13 protein-coding genes are annotated in these 17,409 nt (G+C 49.3%); 5 read left to right on the top strand and 8 right to left on the bottom strand.

Annotated features, from left to right (window positions below; translation table 11 throughout):
* On the top strand, positions 1-248 hold a 248-nt coding region (locus KG631_RS04770; RefSeq protein ID WP_213995729.1), incomplete at its 5' end, for a hypothetical protein.
* A gap of 67 nt (positions 249-315) precedes the next feature.
* Here the strand turns inward: KG631_RS04770 and aceB are convergent.
* On the bottom strand, positions 316-1,920 hold the full coding sequence (gene aceB / locus KG631_RS04765; RefSeq protein ID WP_213995728.1) for a malate synthase A: 1,605 nt from the start codon (positions 1,918-1,920) through the stop codon (positions 316-318).
* Positions 1,921-2,116: 196 nt separating this feature from the next.
* On the opposite strand from aceB, the gene KG631_RS04760 reads away from it, so the two are divergent.
* The 3 genes from KG631_RS04760 (at position 2,117) to KG631_RS04750 (ending at position 4,926) form a co-directional block, all read left to right on the top strand.
* A complete protein-coding gene (locus KG631_RS04760) occupies positions 2,117-2,767 on the top strand; it encodes a DUF2726 domain-containing protein (RefSeq protein ID WP_213995727.1) in 651 nt (216 codons plus the stop codon).
* Between the two features lie 168 nt (positions 2,768-2,935).
* Positions 2,936-3,130, top strand: coding sequence for a hypothetical protein (locus KG631_RS04755; RefSeq protein ID WP_097111743.1), 195 nt, complete (start codon positions 2,936-2,938; stop codon positions 3,128-3,130).
* A 212-nt stretch (positions 3,131-3,342) separates the two neighbouring features.
* Positions 3,343-4,926, top strand: a complete 1,584-nt coding sequence (locus tag KG631_RS04750) for a methyl-accepting chemotaxis protein (protein ID WP_213995726.1) — start codon at positions 3,343-3,345, stop codon at positions 4,924-4,926.
* 35 nt (positions 4,927-4,961) lie between these two features.
* On the opposite strand, the gene KG631_RS04745 is transcribed toward KG631_RS04750, so the two are convergent.
* From KG631_RS04745 to KG631_RS04735, 3 genes are all read right to left on the bottom strand, one after another.
* Positions 4,962-5,912 (bottom strand): carbohydrate kinase, encoded by a 951-nt coding sequence (locus KG631_RS04745; protein WP_213995725.1) that lies wholly within the window; start codon positions 5,910-5,912, stop codon positions 4,962-4,964.
* Position 5,913: 1 nt separating this feature from the next.
* Positions 5,914-7,485, bottom strand: a complete 1,572-nt coding sequence (locus KG631_RS04740) for a sodium:solute symporter (RefSeq protein ID WP_213995724.1) — start codon at positions 7,483-7,485, stop codon at positions 5,914-5,916.
* A 93-nt stretch (positions 7,486-7,578) separates the two neighbouring features.
* Positions 7,579-9,996, bottom strand: coding sequence for a TonB-dependent receptor (locus KG631_RS04735; RefSeq protein ID WP_213995723.1), 2,418 nt, complete (start codon positions 9,994-9,996; stop codon positions 7,579-7,581).
* A 265-nt stretch (positions 9,997-10,261) separates the two neighbouring features.
* Here KG631_RS04735 and KG631_RS04730 point away from each other — a divergent pair, with 265 nt between their 5' ends.
* Complete coding sequence (locus KG631_RS04730; RefSeq protein WP_213995722.1) at positions 10,262-12,205, top strand: amylosucrase; 1,944 nt, start codon at positions 10,262-10,264, stop codon at positions 12,203-12,205.
* On the opposite strand, the gene KG631_RS04725 is transcribed toward KG631_RS04730, so the two are convergent.
* From KG631_RS04725 to KG631_RS04710, 4 genes are all read right to left on the bottom strand, one after another.
* Positions 12,202-13,233, bottom strand: a complete 1,032-nt coding sequence (locus tag KG631_RS04725) for a LacI family DNA-binding transcriptional regulator (RefSeq protein WP_213995721.1) — start codon at positions 13,231-13,233, stop codon at positions 12,202-12,204. The genes KG631_RS04730 and KG631_RS04725 overlap by 4 nt on opposite strands.
* An 88-nt stretch (positions 13,234-13,321) precedes the next feature.
* Positions 13,322-14,875 carry a PAS domain-containing methyl-accepting chemotaxis protein gene (locus tag KG631_RS04720; RefSeq protein WP_213995720.1) on the bottom strand — a complete coding sequence of 518 codons (1,554 nt, stop codon included), beginning with the start codon at positions 14,873-14,875 and terminating at the stop codon, positions 13,322-13,324.
* Between the two features lie 167 nt (positions 14,876-15,042).
* Positions 15,043-16,128, bottom strand: coding sequence for an AI-2E family transporter (locus KG631_RS04715; RefSeq protein WP_213995719.1), 1,086 nt, complete (start codon positions 16,126-16,128; stop codon positions 15,043-15,045).
* A 36-nt stretch (positions 16,129-16,164) separates the two neighbouring features.
* On the bottom strand, positions 16,165-17,400 hold the full coding sequence (locus KG631_RS04710; RefSeq protein WP_213995718.1) for a DUF819 family protein: 1,236 nt from the start codon (positions 17,398-17,400) through the stop codon (positions 16,165-16,167).
* Positions 17,401-17,409: the final 9 nt, after the last annotated feature.

Below are 17,409 nucleotides of genomic sequence, written 5' to 3'. Positions count from 1 at the left end.
AGTGCGCAAGCGCGAGCGAGTTGCTGTGGCGAGCCAAGGCGGGTGTTGCAGCTGATCTCCCTCACATGCCGGATACAACACTCTTCCTCACTCGCCGGGGCAACTATGCAAGGCTTCCTGCCTTGCACCCAACGGGCCAGCTAAAGCTGTTCAAATTCGTTCCTGACGAATTTGTCGCCCGTTGCCTTACGGCAGGGGCTCAGACACTCCCCGGCTCCTTCAAAAGAGGTTCTATCCTCTATTCGTGAAGCCAAATCCCAAAAACAAAAAAGGCGCTGTCAGCAATCGCAGCGCCTTTGGTTTGGTTTACTCAGGTTAATCAAGGAGCTGGTAAGCTGGCAGCGTTAAAAACTCCACCAACTCATCAGCTGTGGTAATGTCCAGCAGCAGTTGCTTCGCCCGGTCAAAATTTTGACTTTGCCAGGTCTCCGCCCCTACTTCCTGCAACACTACTTTTGCCTCTTCCTCTAAAAAGTCGGCAAACAGGGCCTTGGTAATTAACTTACCATTGCTTAAACTTTTTCCATGCTTAATCCACTGCCAAATCGAGGTGCGCGAAATTTCCGCCGTCGCCGCATCTTCCATTAAGCCGTATATAGGCACACAGCCTTTACCACTGATCCAGGCCGCAATATATTGTAGCGCCACCCGAATGTTAGTGCGCATACCCTGTTCAGTACGTTCTCCCTCGCAAGGCGCTAACAGCTCTTCGGCGGTAATTTCCTCATCCTGCTCACGGCTAACATCCAGCTGATTTACCTTACCACCGCTTAAATATTTGGCAAACACTTCATTGGCAGTAGCAGCCAGGCCAGGGTGTGCCACCCAGGTGCCGTCGTGGCCGTTGCTGGCTTCCAGCTCTTTGTCAGCAGTAACCCGCGCCAGAATTTTTTCATTTTCCGCAGCGTCTTTAGCCGGAATAAAAGCCGCCATGCCGCCCATTGCCAGTGCGCCGCGCTTATGACAAGTTTTAATCAGTAAGCGCGAATAAGCATTCAAAAACGGCTTGGTCATGGTAACCACCTGGCGGTCTGGCAGTACCCGATCAGCATGGTTGTTTAAGGTTTTGATATAGCTAAAAATATAGTCCCAACGGCCGCAATTAAGCGCCACGATATGATCTTTTAAGCTATACAGAATTTCATCCATTTCAAATACGGCAGGCAGGGTTTCAATCAGTACTGTTGCACGAATAGTGCCTGTCGGCACCTTGAATTTCTGCTCGGTAAAGCTGAATACCTCATCCCACCACTTGGCTTCAGTATGGCTTTGCAGTTTTGGCAGATAGTAGTAAACGCCAGAGCCGTTTTGCAGACGGGTTTGCCAGTTATGGTAAAAATACAACGCAAAATCGACCAGCGAGCCTGGTACCTGAGCACCATCAACCCGCAAATGCTTTTCCCATAAATGCAGGCCGCGTACCCGGGCAATTAATAAAGCAGGGTTGTCTTTTAACGCATAATGTTTGCCGCTTTGCGGATCGGTATAACTGATAGTACCCAGGTTGGCATCACGCAGGTTAAGCTGGCCTTCTATTACCCCGGCCCAGCTAGGTGCCTGCGAATCTTCAAAGTCGGCCATAAACACTTTTACATCGGCATTTAAGGCGTTAATAATCATTTTACGGTCAACCGGGCCGGTAATTTCTACCCGCCGATCCTGTAGATCAGCCGGAATGGGCGCGACCTGCCAGTCAGAGCCACGAATAGTTGCGGTTTCAGGCAGGAAATCAGGTAAGGCGCCATTATCAAATTGTTGCTGGCGGCTTATTCTGTTCGCCAGTAATTCAGTTATCCGCGGCCGGAACTCGCGCACCAGTTCAGTCAAAAAAGCACAGGCATCTGTCGTTAAAATTTGATCATAGTCGCTGTTCAGTTGACCGGTTATGGTTAAACCAGCCCGGGTAGTAGTGTCAGACATATCCAGAACCTTCATCGTTGTTGCTCTTTGTAACCTAACTATAAGCCCTTTCACATTATAAATGCCATTAATGGCTAAAATGCTTAGCATCACCAAAAACAATACCTTAATTGCTAAGCAACTGAAATTTATGGCACGGGATGTGCTTTAAGATTTAAGTATAGCTGGGTATGTCAATTTATCGTCGGAGGTAGACATGGAAATTATTATGTTGTTGCTGGTAGCACTGGTGGTGCTGGTGGCTATGGTTGCCAGTCGCTTTATTGATAACAGTAACCCGTTTCAGGTGCAAAGACGCAGCAGCTTATTCAGCCCGGTCGAGCGCTCGTTTCAAAACTTACTAGAGAAAGCGGTTGAAGGAGAGTATAAAATACTAAACCGGATAAAACTTGCCGACTTAATTGAAGTCAAAGAAAACGCTAACGAAAAAGCCCGGCGCAGCACCCTGGTAAAGTTAAATGCCAAATATCTGGATTTTGTTTTATGTTCGGCCGATGACCTGCGGGTTATCGCCGTGTTAGATTTAGTTAATAACAGCAATAAAGACGGTCATAAAGCGGCACCAGACTGGTTTGTCAGCGGTGCACTGGAGGCAGCTGGTCTGCCTTACTTGCGAATTAAAATTAAAGCAGGCTACACAGCAGCAGATTTAAAACATGCGCTGGCTCAGCGTTTAGGCAAACCGACAGTAAAACCAGAGCCGCTTTATAAAGGTTTAGTTAAAAAAGGCCCGACCCGGCCTGTGCGTTCTTACAAACCGCTGCAACCTGCTGGTACAGCGATGACCCCTGCTCTATCACACTCTCAAATTAAGGCGCAGCAAACTGCGCTGATACAGGCTTCTTAACGCTTTGGAGAAATGAGTCACTCCGCGCTAAGTTGGAATGCCGCCCGCTGCAACGGGCGGCATTCATTTTTCTGAATTTAGACAAATTCGCAAACACGGCAAAAAAATGCCTAAAGTTTTCCGCCTTACGGCCGATACAGGGCTGACGTATTGTTAATAGGAGGTACTATGAGTCAATCCGTTGGTGCTCTGGCAACTGCTCAGAGTTTTGAAGTACTGGGTGCCGTTATGGCGAAAAAACAGCAAAACCAGCAAGCGCAGATGACCAATATGTTGGTACAAAGTGCGATGCAAACGGTTGAGCAAACATCCGCCGCGTCACCAGTAGGCAATATCGGCCAGAATATAAATATCAGCGTATAGCTGCATTCTGCATTCCGGTATAAATCAAGGCCAGCATTTGCTGGCCTTTCTTTACTCTGCATCACAACACAACTTTGACCCGTACCGCCAAAAACTTGCATTAGCTAGCTTAACATTTAAGCTTACTAACACAGCTGTAACGATTCATCGTTCCTGAAAAATCAGAGGAGCATCCCTGTAAATGCTAACAATATTTAAGTGAGGCCTCCACCATGTCTGCTATTTCAACCCTTACCCAGAACCTGAGTGTCCGGGCAAAATTACTAACCGGCTTTGGCCTGGTATTAGTTATTCTGTTAATCAGCTCCGTCGTCAGCTATAACGCGCTGGACAATATGAGTAGTCGGTTTGCAGTGGTAAATGACGTCAGAGAAACCAACTTGCTGATCAGCGAAGCACGGCATCAGGATAAAAACTTTTTACTAAGAAATGATCCACAATTCCTGCAGCAAGCTCTGGACATCAGTAATCAGGCTGAACAGCTTGGTGAGCGAAGCATGAACTCATTTACCAATGATGAAAGTAGAGTGTTAATGCGGCAGATGCTTGAGCATATTGCCAGCTATCAGCAACAACTTTCGCTGTTAACCAGATTAGACACTCAAGCCGACCGTGCTCAGATGCAAGCAATCGAACAACAAATGGTTATAGCCGCAAGAGCGGCAGATGAAGCCGGCACCCGTTCAGTCGAGAACCAATTAAGAATACTGGAGCAGGAAACCAGTCAGCTGGAGTGGCTGATTATTATCGCTGCTATTATCGCCATTATTATTGGTATTCTGGCCGCCGTCACTATTACCCAGATGGTGGTTGCGCCGTTGCAACATGTGGTGCAAGTGGCTGAAAAAATTGCCGCTGGGGATATTACCGAGGATTTACCCACTGACCGCCACGATGAACCGGGCCAGCTGATGCAGGCAATGCAGAAAATGAGCGTTAGTCTGCGCGCTTTGATCAATAACCTGACATCCGGCATTGCCCAACTGGCCACAGCCACTGAAGAAATGGCTGCCATTTCCGAGCAAAACTCAGCGGGAGTTAACCGGCAAAAAGAGGAAACCGAACAGGTCGCTACGGCAATGAACGAAATGGCCGCCACGGTGCAGGAAGTGGCCAGAAGTGCTGAAGAGGCGTCAACCGCTGCCAGTGAGTCGTCCACACAGGCAGATGTAGGCGAGCAGGTAGTGCAAAAAACCATTAAGCAAATAAAAGCCCTGGCACATGAAGTAACCACCTCAGCCAATTCACTAGGTGAGCTGAAAGAACAAAGCAATAATATTGGCTCGGTGCTCGACGTGATTAAAAGCATTGCCGACCAAACCAATTTGCTGGCCCTGAATGCGGCTATTGAAGCAGCCCGTGCCGGCGAAGCCGGTCGCGGCTTTTCAGTAGTAGCTGAAGAAGTACGGGCCCTGGCGTTTCGCACGCAGGAGTCGACCGGCCAGATTGAGCAACTCATTAGCACTTTGCAGCAAAAGGCAGAGGCCGCCGTAAGTAATATGCATAAAAGCTCCGGGTTGGCAGATAATACCCTGGAAAGTGCAGATGATGCTGGCGATGCCATTCAGGCAATAAACACTGCTGTAACCAGCATTCAACAGATGAACCAGCAAATTGCTGCCGCCGCGCTGGAGCAAAGTACTGTGGCTGAGGAAATTAACCGCAGCATCTTTAGTATCCGCGATGTTGCAGAACAATCTGCTACCGCCAGCGAAGAGACGGCAGCCGCCAGCAACGATTTAAGCCGGCTGGGTACCGAGTTACAGCAACTGGCCAGCCAGTTTAAAGTCGCCTGAGTCCTTAGCCAGACTCAGGCAATTAAATCCAGCAGTTAAACAAGAGTACCATTAGCAGCCAGGCGTGGCAGACTGGCAAAGGCGCCCTGGCGCTGGCAGGCAAAAGCACCACAGCGAATGGCAAATTGCAAAATGGCGTGTTGCCAGTCGCTGGAGCGCAACAGCTCTGTCAGGCTATGCGAAGTATCCAGCCGCTGTGCCAGCTGCAACAACCAGCCGGCGACAAAGGCGTCTCCGGCGGCGGTGGTATCCACTACGTTAATTGTCGGCACTGCCAGCTGCTGCTCGCCATAGGCAGTTATGCTGCGTACCGCTGCACCGGCAGCGGTCACCACCAGCCACTGTACCCCGGCATCTAACAACTGCTGGCAATACGCCGGCTCGTTGCCATCCGCCAGATAAGCCAGCTCATCATTGCTAAGCTTCACTACATCAGCCTGCAACAGTACCTGGGTTACTAGCTGGCGGTCTGCCATCCCCGCCGGCCATAAGTTATGGCGTAAGTTGGCATCAACACTTATCAATGCCCCGGCTTTACGAGCCTGCTGTAAACCGTAAAAAGTTGATTCACTGATCGCCGGCTCAGTTAAGCTATTAGAACAAATATGCCAGATACTGTTGGCAATAAAGCAATCCGGGCTAAAATGTGCTGGCCGGAACAATAGATCCGCCGCCGGTGGCCGGTAGAACGAAAAATGCCGCTCACCATATTGGTCCAGCGCCACGAAAGCCAGCGCAGTTTTGGCATCGTCAGTACGCTGGCAAAACGCTGTCTCAACCCCATGCTCAGCCAGGCTTTGCAATAAAAAATCGCCAAACATATCCTGGCCCAGCATGCCGATAAAAGCCGCCTTACCCCCTAACCGGCTAAACGCAACAGCAACATTGGCCGGCGCGCCGCCGGCAAACCGCTGAAACTGCGCAGGCTCCGCCGGGTTTTGCAAAAAATCGATTAACACTTCACCAAAAGCATGTAGTTTCAGCATGTTACCACCACCATACCACTAAGCTGGTTGTTAAAAATAACAACAGCACTGACAACACCCGATAATTCTGGTACCAGCGCAACGTCGCCAGCTCCAGACTTTCCTCGTAATAGCCCTGAGCTGTCCAGATATAGTCGGCTATTTCATCGCTATTGCGTGCCACAGTGATTAAACTGACCAGCCACATTGTCAGCAGACAGATAACAAAGAGCAGCGCCGCAACATGTAAAAAATGCACCTGTATAGGGCTGATTAATAACCACAACGACGCCAGCAAGCCCACCATAAATGTGCTAAAAGCGGCCATCGCGGTAGCCTTGCGCCAGAATACGCCAACAATAAATACCGCGACTACCGGCGGTGCCACATAAGCCAGTACGGTTTGCAGGTATTTAAACAAGGAGCCAAAACTCTCAATGTAAGGTGCCCAGGCCGCAGCCAGCACCATAAACACAAAGGCCGTAAAGCGGCCAACCCACATCAGTTTGTGATCGGATAACTGTGGCCGGGCTTTTTTAACAAAGTCCATGGTTACCAGGGTAGACGCTGAGTTCAACGTCGAGTCAATGCTGGACATCAGCGCAGCCAGGGTACCGGCCACTACCAGCCCCAACACACCTATCGGCAGCAAGTCAAATAGTAAGGTGGGGTACACCATATCCGGGTTTGGCAAATCAGGATACAGCACCCGCGCCATAGTACCGGGCAATACCATAATAAACAGCACTGGCAGCTTTAGCAGCGCCGCAAACAGCACACCGTAGCGGCCATGCTGGCTGTTTTTAGCGCTTAGCACCCGCTGCACCATAAACTGGTTAGTACACCAGAAGTAAAAACCTAAAATAGGCACACCGAAAAGCAGGCCGGTCCAGGGCATGGTAGCATCATTGGCCGGTCGCACCAGGCTTAGCATACTGTCGGGCGTCACCGCCGTAACCGAATCCCAGCTGCCAATTTTCTGATAAGCCAATACCGATACGGCGATGGCACCGGCCAGAATCAGCACGGTCTGAATGGCATCAGTATAAATAACCGCTTTTAAGCCGCCGATAATAGTGTAAGCGCCGGCCAGCAATGCCAGCACCATAATAGACTGCCACATCGGGATTTCCGGAAATATCAGCTTCAGTAAAATACCGCCGGCGTACAGCGCGCCTGCGGTATCAATCAGAATATTGCCAACTAAAGTCAGGCCGGAAAAGTAATAGCGGGAGCGGGCATCAAAGCGTCGCTCCAGAAATTCCGGCATGGTATAGACTTTTGAGCGCAAATACAGCGGCAGAAAGAAGATGGCAAAGAACACCAAGACCACCGAGGCCATCCACTCATAGTTAAATACCGAAATGCCGGTGGCATAAGCATCACCCGACAAGCCTATTAAGGTGGTACTGGAAATATTAGAGGCAAACAACGAGATGCCGACGAAGGGCCATAACATAGAGCGTCCGGCCAGGAAGTAGTCTTCAGTGCCGCCATCATTTTTGGCACCAACCCGAATACCGATATACAGCACCAGGGCGAAGTAAAACAGGATCAGCAGCAAATCCAGCAGGGTTAAATTAAAGTCTGGCATAATTCTGGTTCTTTTATCGCAGTGACACCACAGTGCCGACTGAGCTTTAAAACGCCGGCAGCATCCATTGCCGGCGGCTACTTAGCGTAAGGCTTAGAAACTATAGCGCAGGCTTAAACTGCTGGTCCGGCCGTTAAGTGGCCTGGCCCGGATAATTTCGCCGGTATTGGCAAAGCCTTCTTCCGATTCAGTAATAATAAACTCATCAGTTAAATTATTGATATTTAATGAGAGCGTTAAATCATCGGTCAAAAAGTAGTTAAAGAACAGATTCACCAGAGTGTAGCCTTTTTGCTTCATTTCATTCGAGTCTTGCACGTAGTAGTCAGTGCTGCCAACCAGGTTAGCACCGACAGTAAAATTATCGCTGCTGTACTCAGGGGTCACCGAAAAGATTAAATCAGCCTGGCGCCGTGGCGTATTGCCAACCACTGCCGGGTTGTTTAAATCTTTTTTAATTTCAGCATCGGTCCAGGTCGCGTTACCACTGATGCTGATATCGCCCAGGTAATAAGTGCCCTCCAACTCGACACCATAAGCTTTATACTGACGCTGAAATACGCCACCGCTGGTAATTTCAGAGTTAATTTCATCGGTCGTGGTGTCAAAGGCGGTGACAAATAAGTTATAGCCCTGGCCGCGGTGCTTATAGCCAAGCTCCAGTTGCTTTACTTCATCCACTTCACTACCGGCAACGACTGAGCCGTCGGCATTGATCACCCCAACATCGAATAACCGATCAGCCCCGGCTCTGCCGCCCAAGCTGTAACGACCAAATATCGCCTGACGATCGGTCAGCATGTAGTTGGCACCAACAGAATAAGAGGTAAAGTTATAGTCGTAATTAACAATTTGCGGGTTATTTAGATCAGCAATGGCAACGCCGTTTTGCTCTACCAGGGATAACTGGCCATCGCCGTTAATATCGAACGGTACGCCGGCACCACTGCTAGCCCTGCTGCCCCGCGCCTGACCAAAGTCACGCCGGACACTAACGTCAATATCCACCTTGCCAACTTTGGCAGCGATATTGGCATAGGGGGCAGTGATGTAGTATTGCAGATCAAAACGCTGAGCAACAACAGCATTATTAAATAAGCCATTATCGGTATAGCTAATGCCGTCGTTCACCACATTGAGGTTGGTCGCTTGTTTTCCATCCACCGACTGTAAATAAAACCCCCAGGACGCCCACGAGGTGGCAATATTCTGGCGTGATTTATACAAGCCAGCGGTAATTAAGATATCGTTATCCAGGCTTTTGGTCAGTTTAAAATCGTTAACGAACAAACCTAAGTCATCAAAATCGACATCGAAAATCAGATTCTTAAAAGCCAGGCCACTGTACTCAGCACCGGCATTAGGGCCATTGGCGTAGGTAACACTGGCACCAGCACCACCGAGCTCTGCACCCAGCACTGCCGCCTCACCAAAACCGTCAGTGAAAGGCGCGATAAAGCCACCAGAAATACTGGAATAACGCATTTTATTCAGCACACTCCAGCCTTGATCAAAATCTAGCGCAGCTTCAAAACCAAGCGCCGAGACTTTTGAATGAATACCATCGGTTAAGCTCTTCTGCCGCCTGTTACCAGCGGCATCAACGGTAACATAGGATGTCTGATAAGGCGTATGCAAGGTTTGGCTGCTGGCGTCGTAATTTGCCACCGAGCCATAGTTGCCACCGCCTTTTACCTGGACCGGACTAGGTAAATAGGTAATCACATTGTCGTCTAAATGCTTGGCATACACCCGAACATAGCCATTATCAAGTTGTTTGGTAACATTGCCCTTTAGCTGAAAACCAGAATCACTATTGTAACCGGCTTCGCGTGCGCCCTCACCCTCGCGGACAAAGCCGCCTAAATGAAACATCAAGTCATTGTTGATATCGCCACCAAACTCAAAGTCGGTGCGAAACTCGTCATAATCCAAGCCACTGCTCAGGCTGACACTGCCGCCAGCCAACTCGCCGGTTTTACTGATCATATTAATAATGCCGCCGGGTGAGTTGCTGGCGAAGGTTGATGCAGAGCCACCGCGAATAGACTCAACCCGGGCAATGCTGGCGTCAATCCGCAAAAAATTATCGGCATTACCAAAAATGATGTCACCAAACTCCATGACCGGTAAGCCATCTTCCTGCAACTGCATAAACTTTGAGCCACCGGTTGCCAGCGGAATACCGCGAATGGTGATATTAGCATTGCCGCCACCACCGGATGATTCAGCGCGAATACCAGGTAAATGCCGGAAAACCTCGGCGGTAGAGCGCGGTGCAAAACGTTCAATTTCAACGGGCAGCACACTGCTGACGGAGGTGCTTGACTCTAGCACTGTGGTTGAACGCGGTACCCCGGTTACCACTATCCGCTCCAGCTTATCTTGTGGCTGGCTGCGCTCAGTAATTGCGGTTTCATTATTCGCTTCATTGCTTTGTGCACTAACCTGCTGGCAGCACGCTGCTGCCACAGCCAGCGCCAGCAGCGTTGGTTTTAACGGCTTATTCATTATTATTACCCTTTGTCCTGTTGCTGTTTTTATGCAGTTAGTACCCGTTTGGTTTTGTGGGCTAACCCTCATGTCGTTGCATGACTTTGTTAATCGCTAACTTAAACGATTAAGTTAAGTTAGAACATAATTCAGGCAGTGTAAATATTCAACAGCGATTTATTTTAAATAATTAGCCAGAAAGCTTGCAAAACCAGTTAAAATAGCATTTCATTAGGCTTAACAACTGGCCGAATGGCAGCCAAATTAACAGGTATTGCGGATAATGACACCAGAGCAACTGCAGCGGGAAAGTCGTAAAATACTTAAGCGATTAAGTAAAGATCTGAAACGGTTAAGCCACGACTGCTGGCCGGATTTTCATTGCCGCCTGCAAACTTATCTGCCAGATCTGCTGGCGCTATATCTGCCGTTATATCAAAGCCGTTATGACTGCTATTACTATCTGGAGCAGTTATTGCGGCAGTTGGCAACCAGCTACCGGCAACGGCCAACCTGGCAAAAGCAGGCTGATCAGCAGCATCTGCAACAACCACAATGGTTTGCCAGTGAACACATGCTGGGCGGTGCCTGTTATGTTGATTTGTTTGGTGGCGATCTGGCCGGTTTAAAAAAACGAATCCCCTACTTTCAGCAGTTAGGCCTGACCTATTTACACCTGATGCCGCTGTTTACAGCACCTGAACACAACAGCGATGGCGGCTATGCGGTGTCAGATTATCGCACCGTCACGCCACAGCTGGGCAACATGGCGCAACTGGCCGAACTGGCCCAAGCCCTCAAGCAAGCCGGCATTAGTCTGGTACTGGATTTTGTTTTTAATCATACCTCAGATGAGCACCAGTGGGCGCAGCGTGCCAAACAAGGTGACACTGATTACCAGGACTTCTACTTTATTTTTGACCAGCAGCAAAAGGCAGAGTTTGAGCCGCAGCTGCGGGAAATTTTCCCACAAATTCGCCGCGGTTGTTTTACCTATGAACCCACGCTAAACGCATATGTCTGGACCACCTTTAACAGCTTCCAATGGGATTTAAACTACGCCAACCCAGCGGTATTTAACGCCATGGCCGCAGAAATGTTGTTTCTGGCCAATCAGGGCGTACAGATTTTGCGGTTGGATGCGCTGGCCTTTGTCTGGAAAGAAGCGGGCACCAGCTGTGAAAACCTGGATAAAGCCCATACGATTATTCAGGCGTTTAACACAGTTGCCAGAATTGCCGCACCTGGCTTGTTGTTTAAATCTGAAGCGATAGTTCACCCGGATGAAGTGGTAAAATACATTTCACCGCAAGAGTGTCAGTTATCTTATAACCCGCTATTGATGGCGATGCTCTGGAACAGCCTCGCCACCCGCAAAGTGCGGTTGATGACAGAGTCGTTAAAACGAAAGTTTGCCATCTCTGAGCAATGCAGCTGGGTAAATTATATCCGCTGTCATGATGATATTGGCTGGACCTTTGATGACAATGTAGCCTGGCAACTGGGCATTAACCCTACTGATCACCGTCAGTTTTTAAACCAATTTTATACCGGCAACTTTGCCGGCAGCTTTGCCAGCGGCGTGCCTTTTGCGGAGAATCCAGAAACCGGTGATTGCCGGGTAGCAGGCATGTTAGCGTCACTGGTTGGCTTGGAGCAAGCCTTAGAAAACAACGATAGGCTGGGCGAACAACGCGCCATTGAACGAATTATGCTGCTGCATTCCATTATTTTCAGCATTGGTGGGATCCCACTACTGTATTTGGGTGATGAATTGGGGGTGTTAAATGACTACAGCTATTCTGATGATCCGGCAAAAAAAGACGACAGCCGCTGGGTTAACCGGGTGGCGGTCAGTGATACAACCTTATTAAAAGCCGGGCAAGCTGATACAATTTCAGGAAAAGTATTTCAGGGCTTACAACAGTTGCTGCAAGTGCGGCGTCAGTTACCGCTGCTCGCCACTGCCAGAACCGAATTTTATGACAGTGGCAGCCCGCACGTGTTTTGTTATAAACGGCAGCAAGCAAGCGATAGTTTACTGGTGCTGGCTAATTTCTCGGAACAGCAACAAAGTGTTGTGCTCAACAATCTGCCATTTGCAGCTGAAGGCAATTATTTCGATTGCTTAGGTCAACAATCGTATAGCAGCGAAACCGCAGTTTCTTTAACGGCCTACCAGGTGCTATGGCTGCAGGCTTCTTGTCAGCAAGATAAGGCACCTTAGCAACTTTGCCGGATAATCAGCTCTGATGGCATAATTTCGTTGTCGGTCAGATCAGCGTTGAGTAGTTTCTGCGCCGCTTTGCGGCCTTTGTCGGTACTGAACTGTTGCACCGTGCTCAGTGTTGGTACGCTGCGCTCCCCCTCGGCAATGCCGTCAAAACCGACAACCACTAACTGCTCCGGAATGTTTATACCTAACTCGCGGGCTGCGGCCAGGGCGGCAAGTGCTATTACATCACTCATACATAAAATAACAGATGGCAGCGGATGTTGACTTAACGCTTCGTAAGCGGCAATGCGGGCAAAGTGCAGAGTATTTTTCGGAATTTGCCAAATCTGGCTGGCCGGTAAGTCGCGTTTAAGCTGGCTGGCCGCTGCCAGATAACCCTCCAGCCGGCGCCGGGATATCGATGCATCACTGCTGTACAGCTCATCATGTTGAATTCGGCAAACCCGGTCAGAGTCTATCAGACGCAGTCCCAGTACCGAGACTTTACCACTGCGCTGGCGCATCGCATGTAGTGCACATTGCAGGGCGGCCTTATAGTTGTCAATGTTTACCGAAACATAGCCCGGCAAGTCAAAATCTACCGCTACTACCGGCTTATTCTGCTGCAAAATTCGGGTTAACTGGGCGTCGCTGTGCGGCACACCATATAAAATAAAACCATCCGGTACCGCTTCTGCACTGCTACTCTGGGTGTCATGTTGACTGGATAGCAGGAGTAAGTCCTGGCCATGTTGTTCCAACACCTGAGCCACGCCCTGGACAAACTGGCTGGCGACCGGATCGGTAAAACTGTACTCCAGCGTATCCGACAATAAAATGGCAATTATACCCGAGCGGCCGGTCCGTAAGCTACGCGCAGCCGCATTGGGGCCCTGATAACCGAGCTCCTCGCATTGACGGAGAATTTTCTGCCGTAAACCGGCTGACAATTGGTCGGGCCGGTTATAGGCATTCGACACCGTGGCAACTGACACACCAAGATGCTTTGCCACTGCTTTTAACGTAAGCTTTTTTTGCAAAACTGCTACCTGCTATTGGCCTGGCTAACATTCAAAACAATTATAATGCCCTGAAAAGCTAATGAAAACCAGCAAAGGTCGCATGGCTCTATCGCTTAAACCGCACCACTAGCTCGTGCAGCTCACCGGCAATTTGCTGTAACTTGCGGGTGGTGCTGGCAGAGCTATCTGCCTCTGTCAGGCTGCCATGGGCCAGCGATGAAATATTTTCAACCTGGCGGTTCACGTCTTCCGCCACATGGGCCTGCTCTTCCACCGCCGCCGCCATCTGAATCGACATGGCCGCTATGGCGCCTACTGCATCAGATATCCCATTTAGCATTTGTTCAGTATCTTTAACCTGCTGTAAGCCAGCCTCAGCGCCGTCACGGCCTTGCTGTGCGACTTCCACCGCCGTATTGGCTCTGGCGGTAAGCTCAGCAATAATGCCATGAATTTCTTTGGTGGAGTCCTGGGTGCGACTGGCCAGGTTACGCACTTCATCAGCCACAACGGCAAAGCCACGGCCTTGCTCACCGGCGCGAGCGGCCTCGATAGCGGCGTTCAGTGCCAGCAAATTGGTTTGCTCGGCTATCTGGGCAATAATCTGCGCTACTTTAGCAATTTTCTGAGTTTGCTCCGCCACTTCAGTTACCGAGTGGCTGATATTGCTAACGGTGTCACGCAATGTTTCGATAGATTTACGGGTAGTCGCGGCCGTTTTCCGGCTACGCCCAGCCAGCTCGTTCGATTGCTCAGCACGCTCAGCGGTTTCCTGAACATGGGATGACACATCAGCAATGGTAGCCGTCATCTGATGCATTGCCGTGGCAGCCTGCTCGGTTTCAGTTTGCTGCTGTTTAATTTTTCCTGAAGCAGACTCTGCCTGCGCCAGCCCTTGTTTCGCCTGGCGCGCAACATTAATCGCAGCATCTTCAATCCGGGTAAGCACAGCGCCTAAGTGTGCCTTTGAACTCATAATAGCAACTTTCAGTTCACCGATTTCAGGCTCGTCGTCGGTAAAAGTCATTACGGCCAATTCGTGTTTAAAGTCGTTATTTAGCAAAGCTTTAACGCCTGTCATTGCCCTTTCCCGCCATACATTACTGACTATTGCATACCCCAGTAACGTACCGACCAGCGCAAGCATGACCCAACCAGCAGTTGTAAACGCATATAACAGGCCGCAAAGTACCAGCCCGGCCAGTAAAAACCAGCTGTCAGGGCGCAAGTGCCACTGGTGCTTTTTGAAATTGCCGGCGTTAATCGCCTGATATAGCTTTGCTGCCCGCTTAACATCATTGCGATCGGGACAGGAACGCACCGACTCATACCCCACCACCCTGCCATGCTCAGTTACCGGGGTAACATAAGCATCAACCCAATAATAGTCGCCATTTTTACTGCGGTTTTTCACCAGCCCCATCCACGGCTTGCCTGCTTTCAAGTGCTCCCACATAATTTGGTACGCTAACGGCGGCATATCGGGGTGGCGAACTATGTTGTGCGGCTGGCCAAGCAATTCTTCCTTGGCAAAGCCGCTGATTTCAATAAAGGCGTCGTTACAATGTAAAATTTTACTATCTAAATCAGTAGTGGTAATCAGTTTTACATCTTTACCAAACGTCCGTTCATTATTCGTAACAGGCAGGTTGCGGCGCATATATTAACTATCTCTTTATAAACATATAATTAAAGATAGCCGTACTGCATTATAAAGCGAACTGATACTGTAATTTGTCTTAAATAACCGAAACAGGAAATACATAGAAAGTCTAAAGCGGAGTTGACCAAAGCCGGTTAACTCCGCTACAAGGCGAAAAAAAGCTATCAGCTTCTATCTTGTTTTTCCAGAAAGTCTCTAAATTCGATGGTGTACATTTTAATCAGGACGTGAGTCAGGCCAAAAATAATAGGCCCGTAAATCAGGCCAATAATGCCAAATAGATGCAAGCCACCAATAAGTGACAGGAACAGTACCAAGGTACTCATGTTTGAGGTACCTTGCATCAGGATCGGCCGCAGGAAGTTATCTATAGAGCCGACAACTATCGCCCCCCAAACCGTTAAAAACAGTGCCCAGGGCCAGTCACCGGTTAATAGTAGATATAAACTGGCGGGTACCCAGATTAATGCTGCACCAACAACCGGGATCAGTGACGCAAACACCATCATCGTGCCCCAGAACAAGCCTGGCATACCTACTATTGCCATACCAATACCGCCGGCAGCCCCCTGTGCCAATGCGGTAAGAAAAGTCCCTAATACCGCAGAGCGTGCAACGGTGTTAGCTTCCGTCAGCAGCTTTTCTTCCTGCGAGCGAGCCAGGGGTAATATCCAGAACAGGCTTTCGATAATTTTTTTATGGTCGCGCAGTAAAAAGAACAGCACAAACAGCATCAGGAAAAAGCTGATAATCATCCCGGTAACATCACCGACGACTTTAGTACTCACATCTAACATCTCTTTACTAAAGCCAGAGGCAAAATCAGTAAATTTATCGATAATGCCATCAATACTAAAGTCACTGTTTGGCAGAAAGTCGTTTAGTCTGTCAATGCCGTTTTTAATAAAGGGTTGTTGCAGCAACTTTTCCGCTCCGCCGTCCTCAACCCATTGGTAGCTTTGTTTGGCAAACGTAACGCTTTGCTGCACTATCGCCATTACCACTAACGCTGCAGGCACCAGGATCACTACCACCAGCAATGAGCAGGTCAGGGTTGATGCCAGGTTAGGTTTGTCGGGAAACTTACGGACAATCCATTGATGCACCGGGAAGCACAGCAAGGACAAGACAAAGGCCAGCACCACCGGGCCAATATAGGGTGCTATCAGCAAATAACTTGCATACAGTGCCAGTAGTAAAAAGATGATAAGTACCCAATGGCCTGGCTCGATTTTAACTTGATTACTCAATGAAAACTCCCTTTATTGACAGATGCTCAGGTATTGCTAAGGCGCAACCTGTTGCAAAATTAAGCCGCAAATATAGGCACCATAAGTACCTAAACCATAACCCAATACCGCCAGTAACACGCCGACCGGCGCCAGTGACGGGTGAAATGCTGCGGCAACGACCGGTGCTGACGCGGCACCACCAACATTCGCCTGGCTGCCCACTGCCAGATAAAACATTGGCGCTTTAATTAGCTTAGCCACCACCAGCAGTAAAATAGCATGCACCAGCATCCAGATAATCCCGACCAGAAACATCAACTTATTACTCATAATGGCGGTTACATCCATTTGCATGCCGATCGTTGCCACCAGAATGTATAAAAATGCAGTACCCACTTTTGATGCGCCCGCCCCCTCCAGTTTACGTGCCGGAGTAAGAGATAACAGCAAACCAACGGTGGTAGCGATAACGACCAGCCAGAAAAAGCCACTGGTTAAACTGTAGTCTTCCAGATAAGGCGCTACCCGGCCAATCCAGGGGGCAATAATATCTGCCAGCGCATGGGCCAGCCCCGTTATTCCAAAAGCTACCGCCACAATCAGCATAATATCCTGAATGGTCGGAATACGGGAGTTTTCAGCCTGATATTGCTCTATCTTTTGCTGTAAATGACCGATAGCACGGGTGTCGGCACCGTTTGCTGCATCAATTTGCTTTGCCCGGCTGGCCATAAATAACAACACCGCAAGCCAGACATTAGCCACCAGGACATCCACCGTTATCATCACTGAAAACAAGCTGCCATCGACATCAAACACCTCTTTCATTGCCGCCTGATTCGCGCCACCGCCTATCCAGCTGCCCGCGACGGTAGTCATTCCACGCCAGACATCCCCCCCCAGCTGTTCCGGAAAGAAATAACCAACGCTCAGTAAGGCAATAGGCCCGCCAATAATAATACCGAGGGTACCGGTGAAAAACATAATCAGGGCTTTTGGCCCAAGCCCCAGAATCGCTTTAAAATCGACACTCAGGGTAAGCAAAATCAGGCTGGCTGGCAGCAGGTAACGAGATGCCATTTTGTAAAGTGATGAAGCTTCACCATCAATAATATTAAAACTGTTTAACAGCGATGGAATAAAATAGCAAAGCAGTAAAGCGGGAATGTACTTATAAAATCCCTGACAAGCCCGGTTGCTGCTGTGACTGGTGTAAAACACCAGGCCCAGAATAACCGCCAGCAAGCCCAGAACGACAGCATCATTAGTAAAGGTTGGTGGTTGAGACATATTACGTCC

The sequence above is a fragment of the Arsukibacterium sp. genome (genome assembly GCF_018402695.1).
In the GTDB taxonomy this organism is placed as follows: domain Bacteria; phylum Pseudomonadota; class Gammaproteobacteria; order Enterobacterales; family Alteromonadaceae; genus Alishewanella.
The sequence above is the reverse complement of the archived record's forward strand: the minus strand, read 5'-3'. Positions and strand labels throughout refer to the sequence as shown.

Coding starts and splice junctions, on each gene's coding strand:
- KG631_RS04760 (WP_213995727.1), top strand. CDS start 2,117: ATGGAAATTATTATGTTGTTGCTGGTAGCACTGGTGGTGCTGGTGGCT.
- aceB (WP_213995728.1), bottom strand. CDS start 1,920: ATGTCTGACACTACTACCCGGGCTGGTTTAACCATAACCGGTCAACTG.
- KG631_RS04730 (WP_213995722.1), top strand. CDS start 10,262: ATGACACCAGAGCAACTGCAGCGGGAAAGTCGTAAAATACTTAAGCGA.
- KG631_RS04750 (WP_213995726.1), top strand. CDS start 3,343: ATGTCTGCTATTTCAACCCTTACCCAGAACCTGAGTGTCCGGGCAAAA.
- KG631_RS04720 (WP_213995720.1), bottom strand. CDS start 14,875: ATGCGCCGCAACCTGCCTGTTACGAATAATGAACGGACGTTTGGTAAA.
- KG631_RS04755 (WP_097111743.1), top strand. CDS start 2,936: ATGAGTCAATCCGTTGGTGCTCTGGCAACTGCTCAGAGTTTTGAAGTA.
- KG631_RS04745 (WP_213995725.1), bottom strand. CDS start 5,912: ATGCTGAAACTACATGCTTTTGGTGAAGTGTTAATCGATTTTTTGCAA.
- KG631_RS04710 (WP_213995718.1), bottom strand. CDS start 17,400: ATGTCTCAACCACCAACCTTTACTAATGATGCTGTCGTTCTGGGCTTG.
- KG631_RS04735 (WP_213995723.1), bottom strand. CDS start 9,996: ATGAATAAGCCGTTAAAACCAACGCTGCTGGCGCTGGCTGTGGCAGCA.
- KG631_RS04740 (WP_213995724.1), bottom strand. CDS start 7,485: ATGCCAGACTTTAATTTAACCCTGCTGGATTTGCTGCTGATCCTGTTT.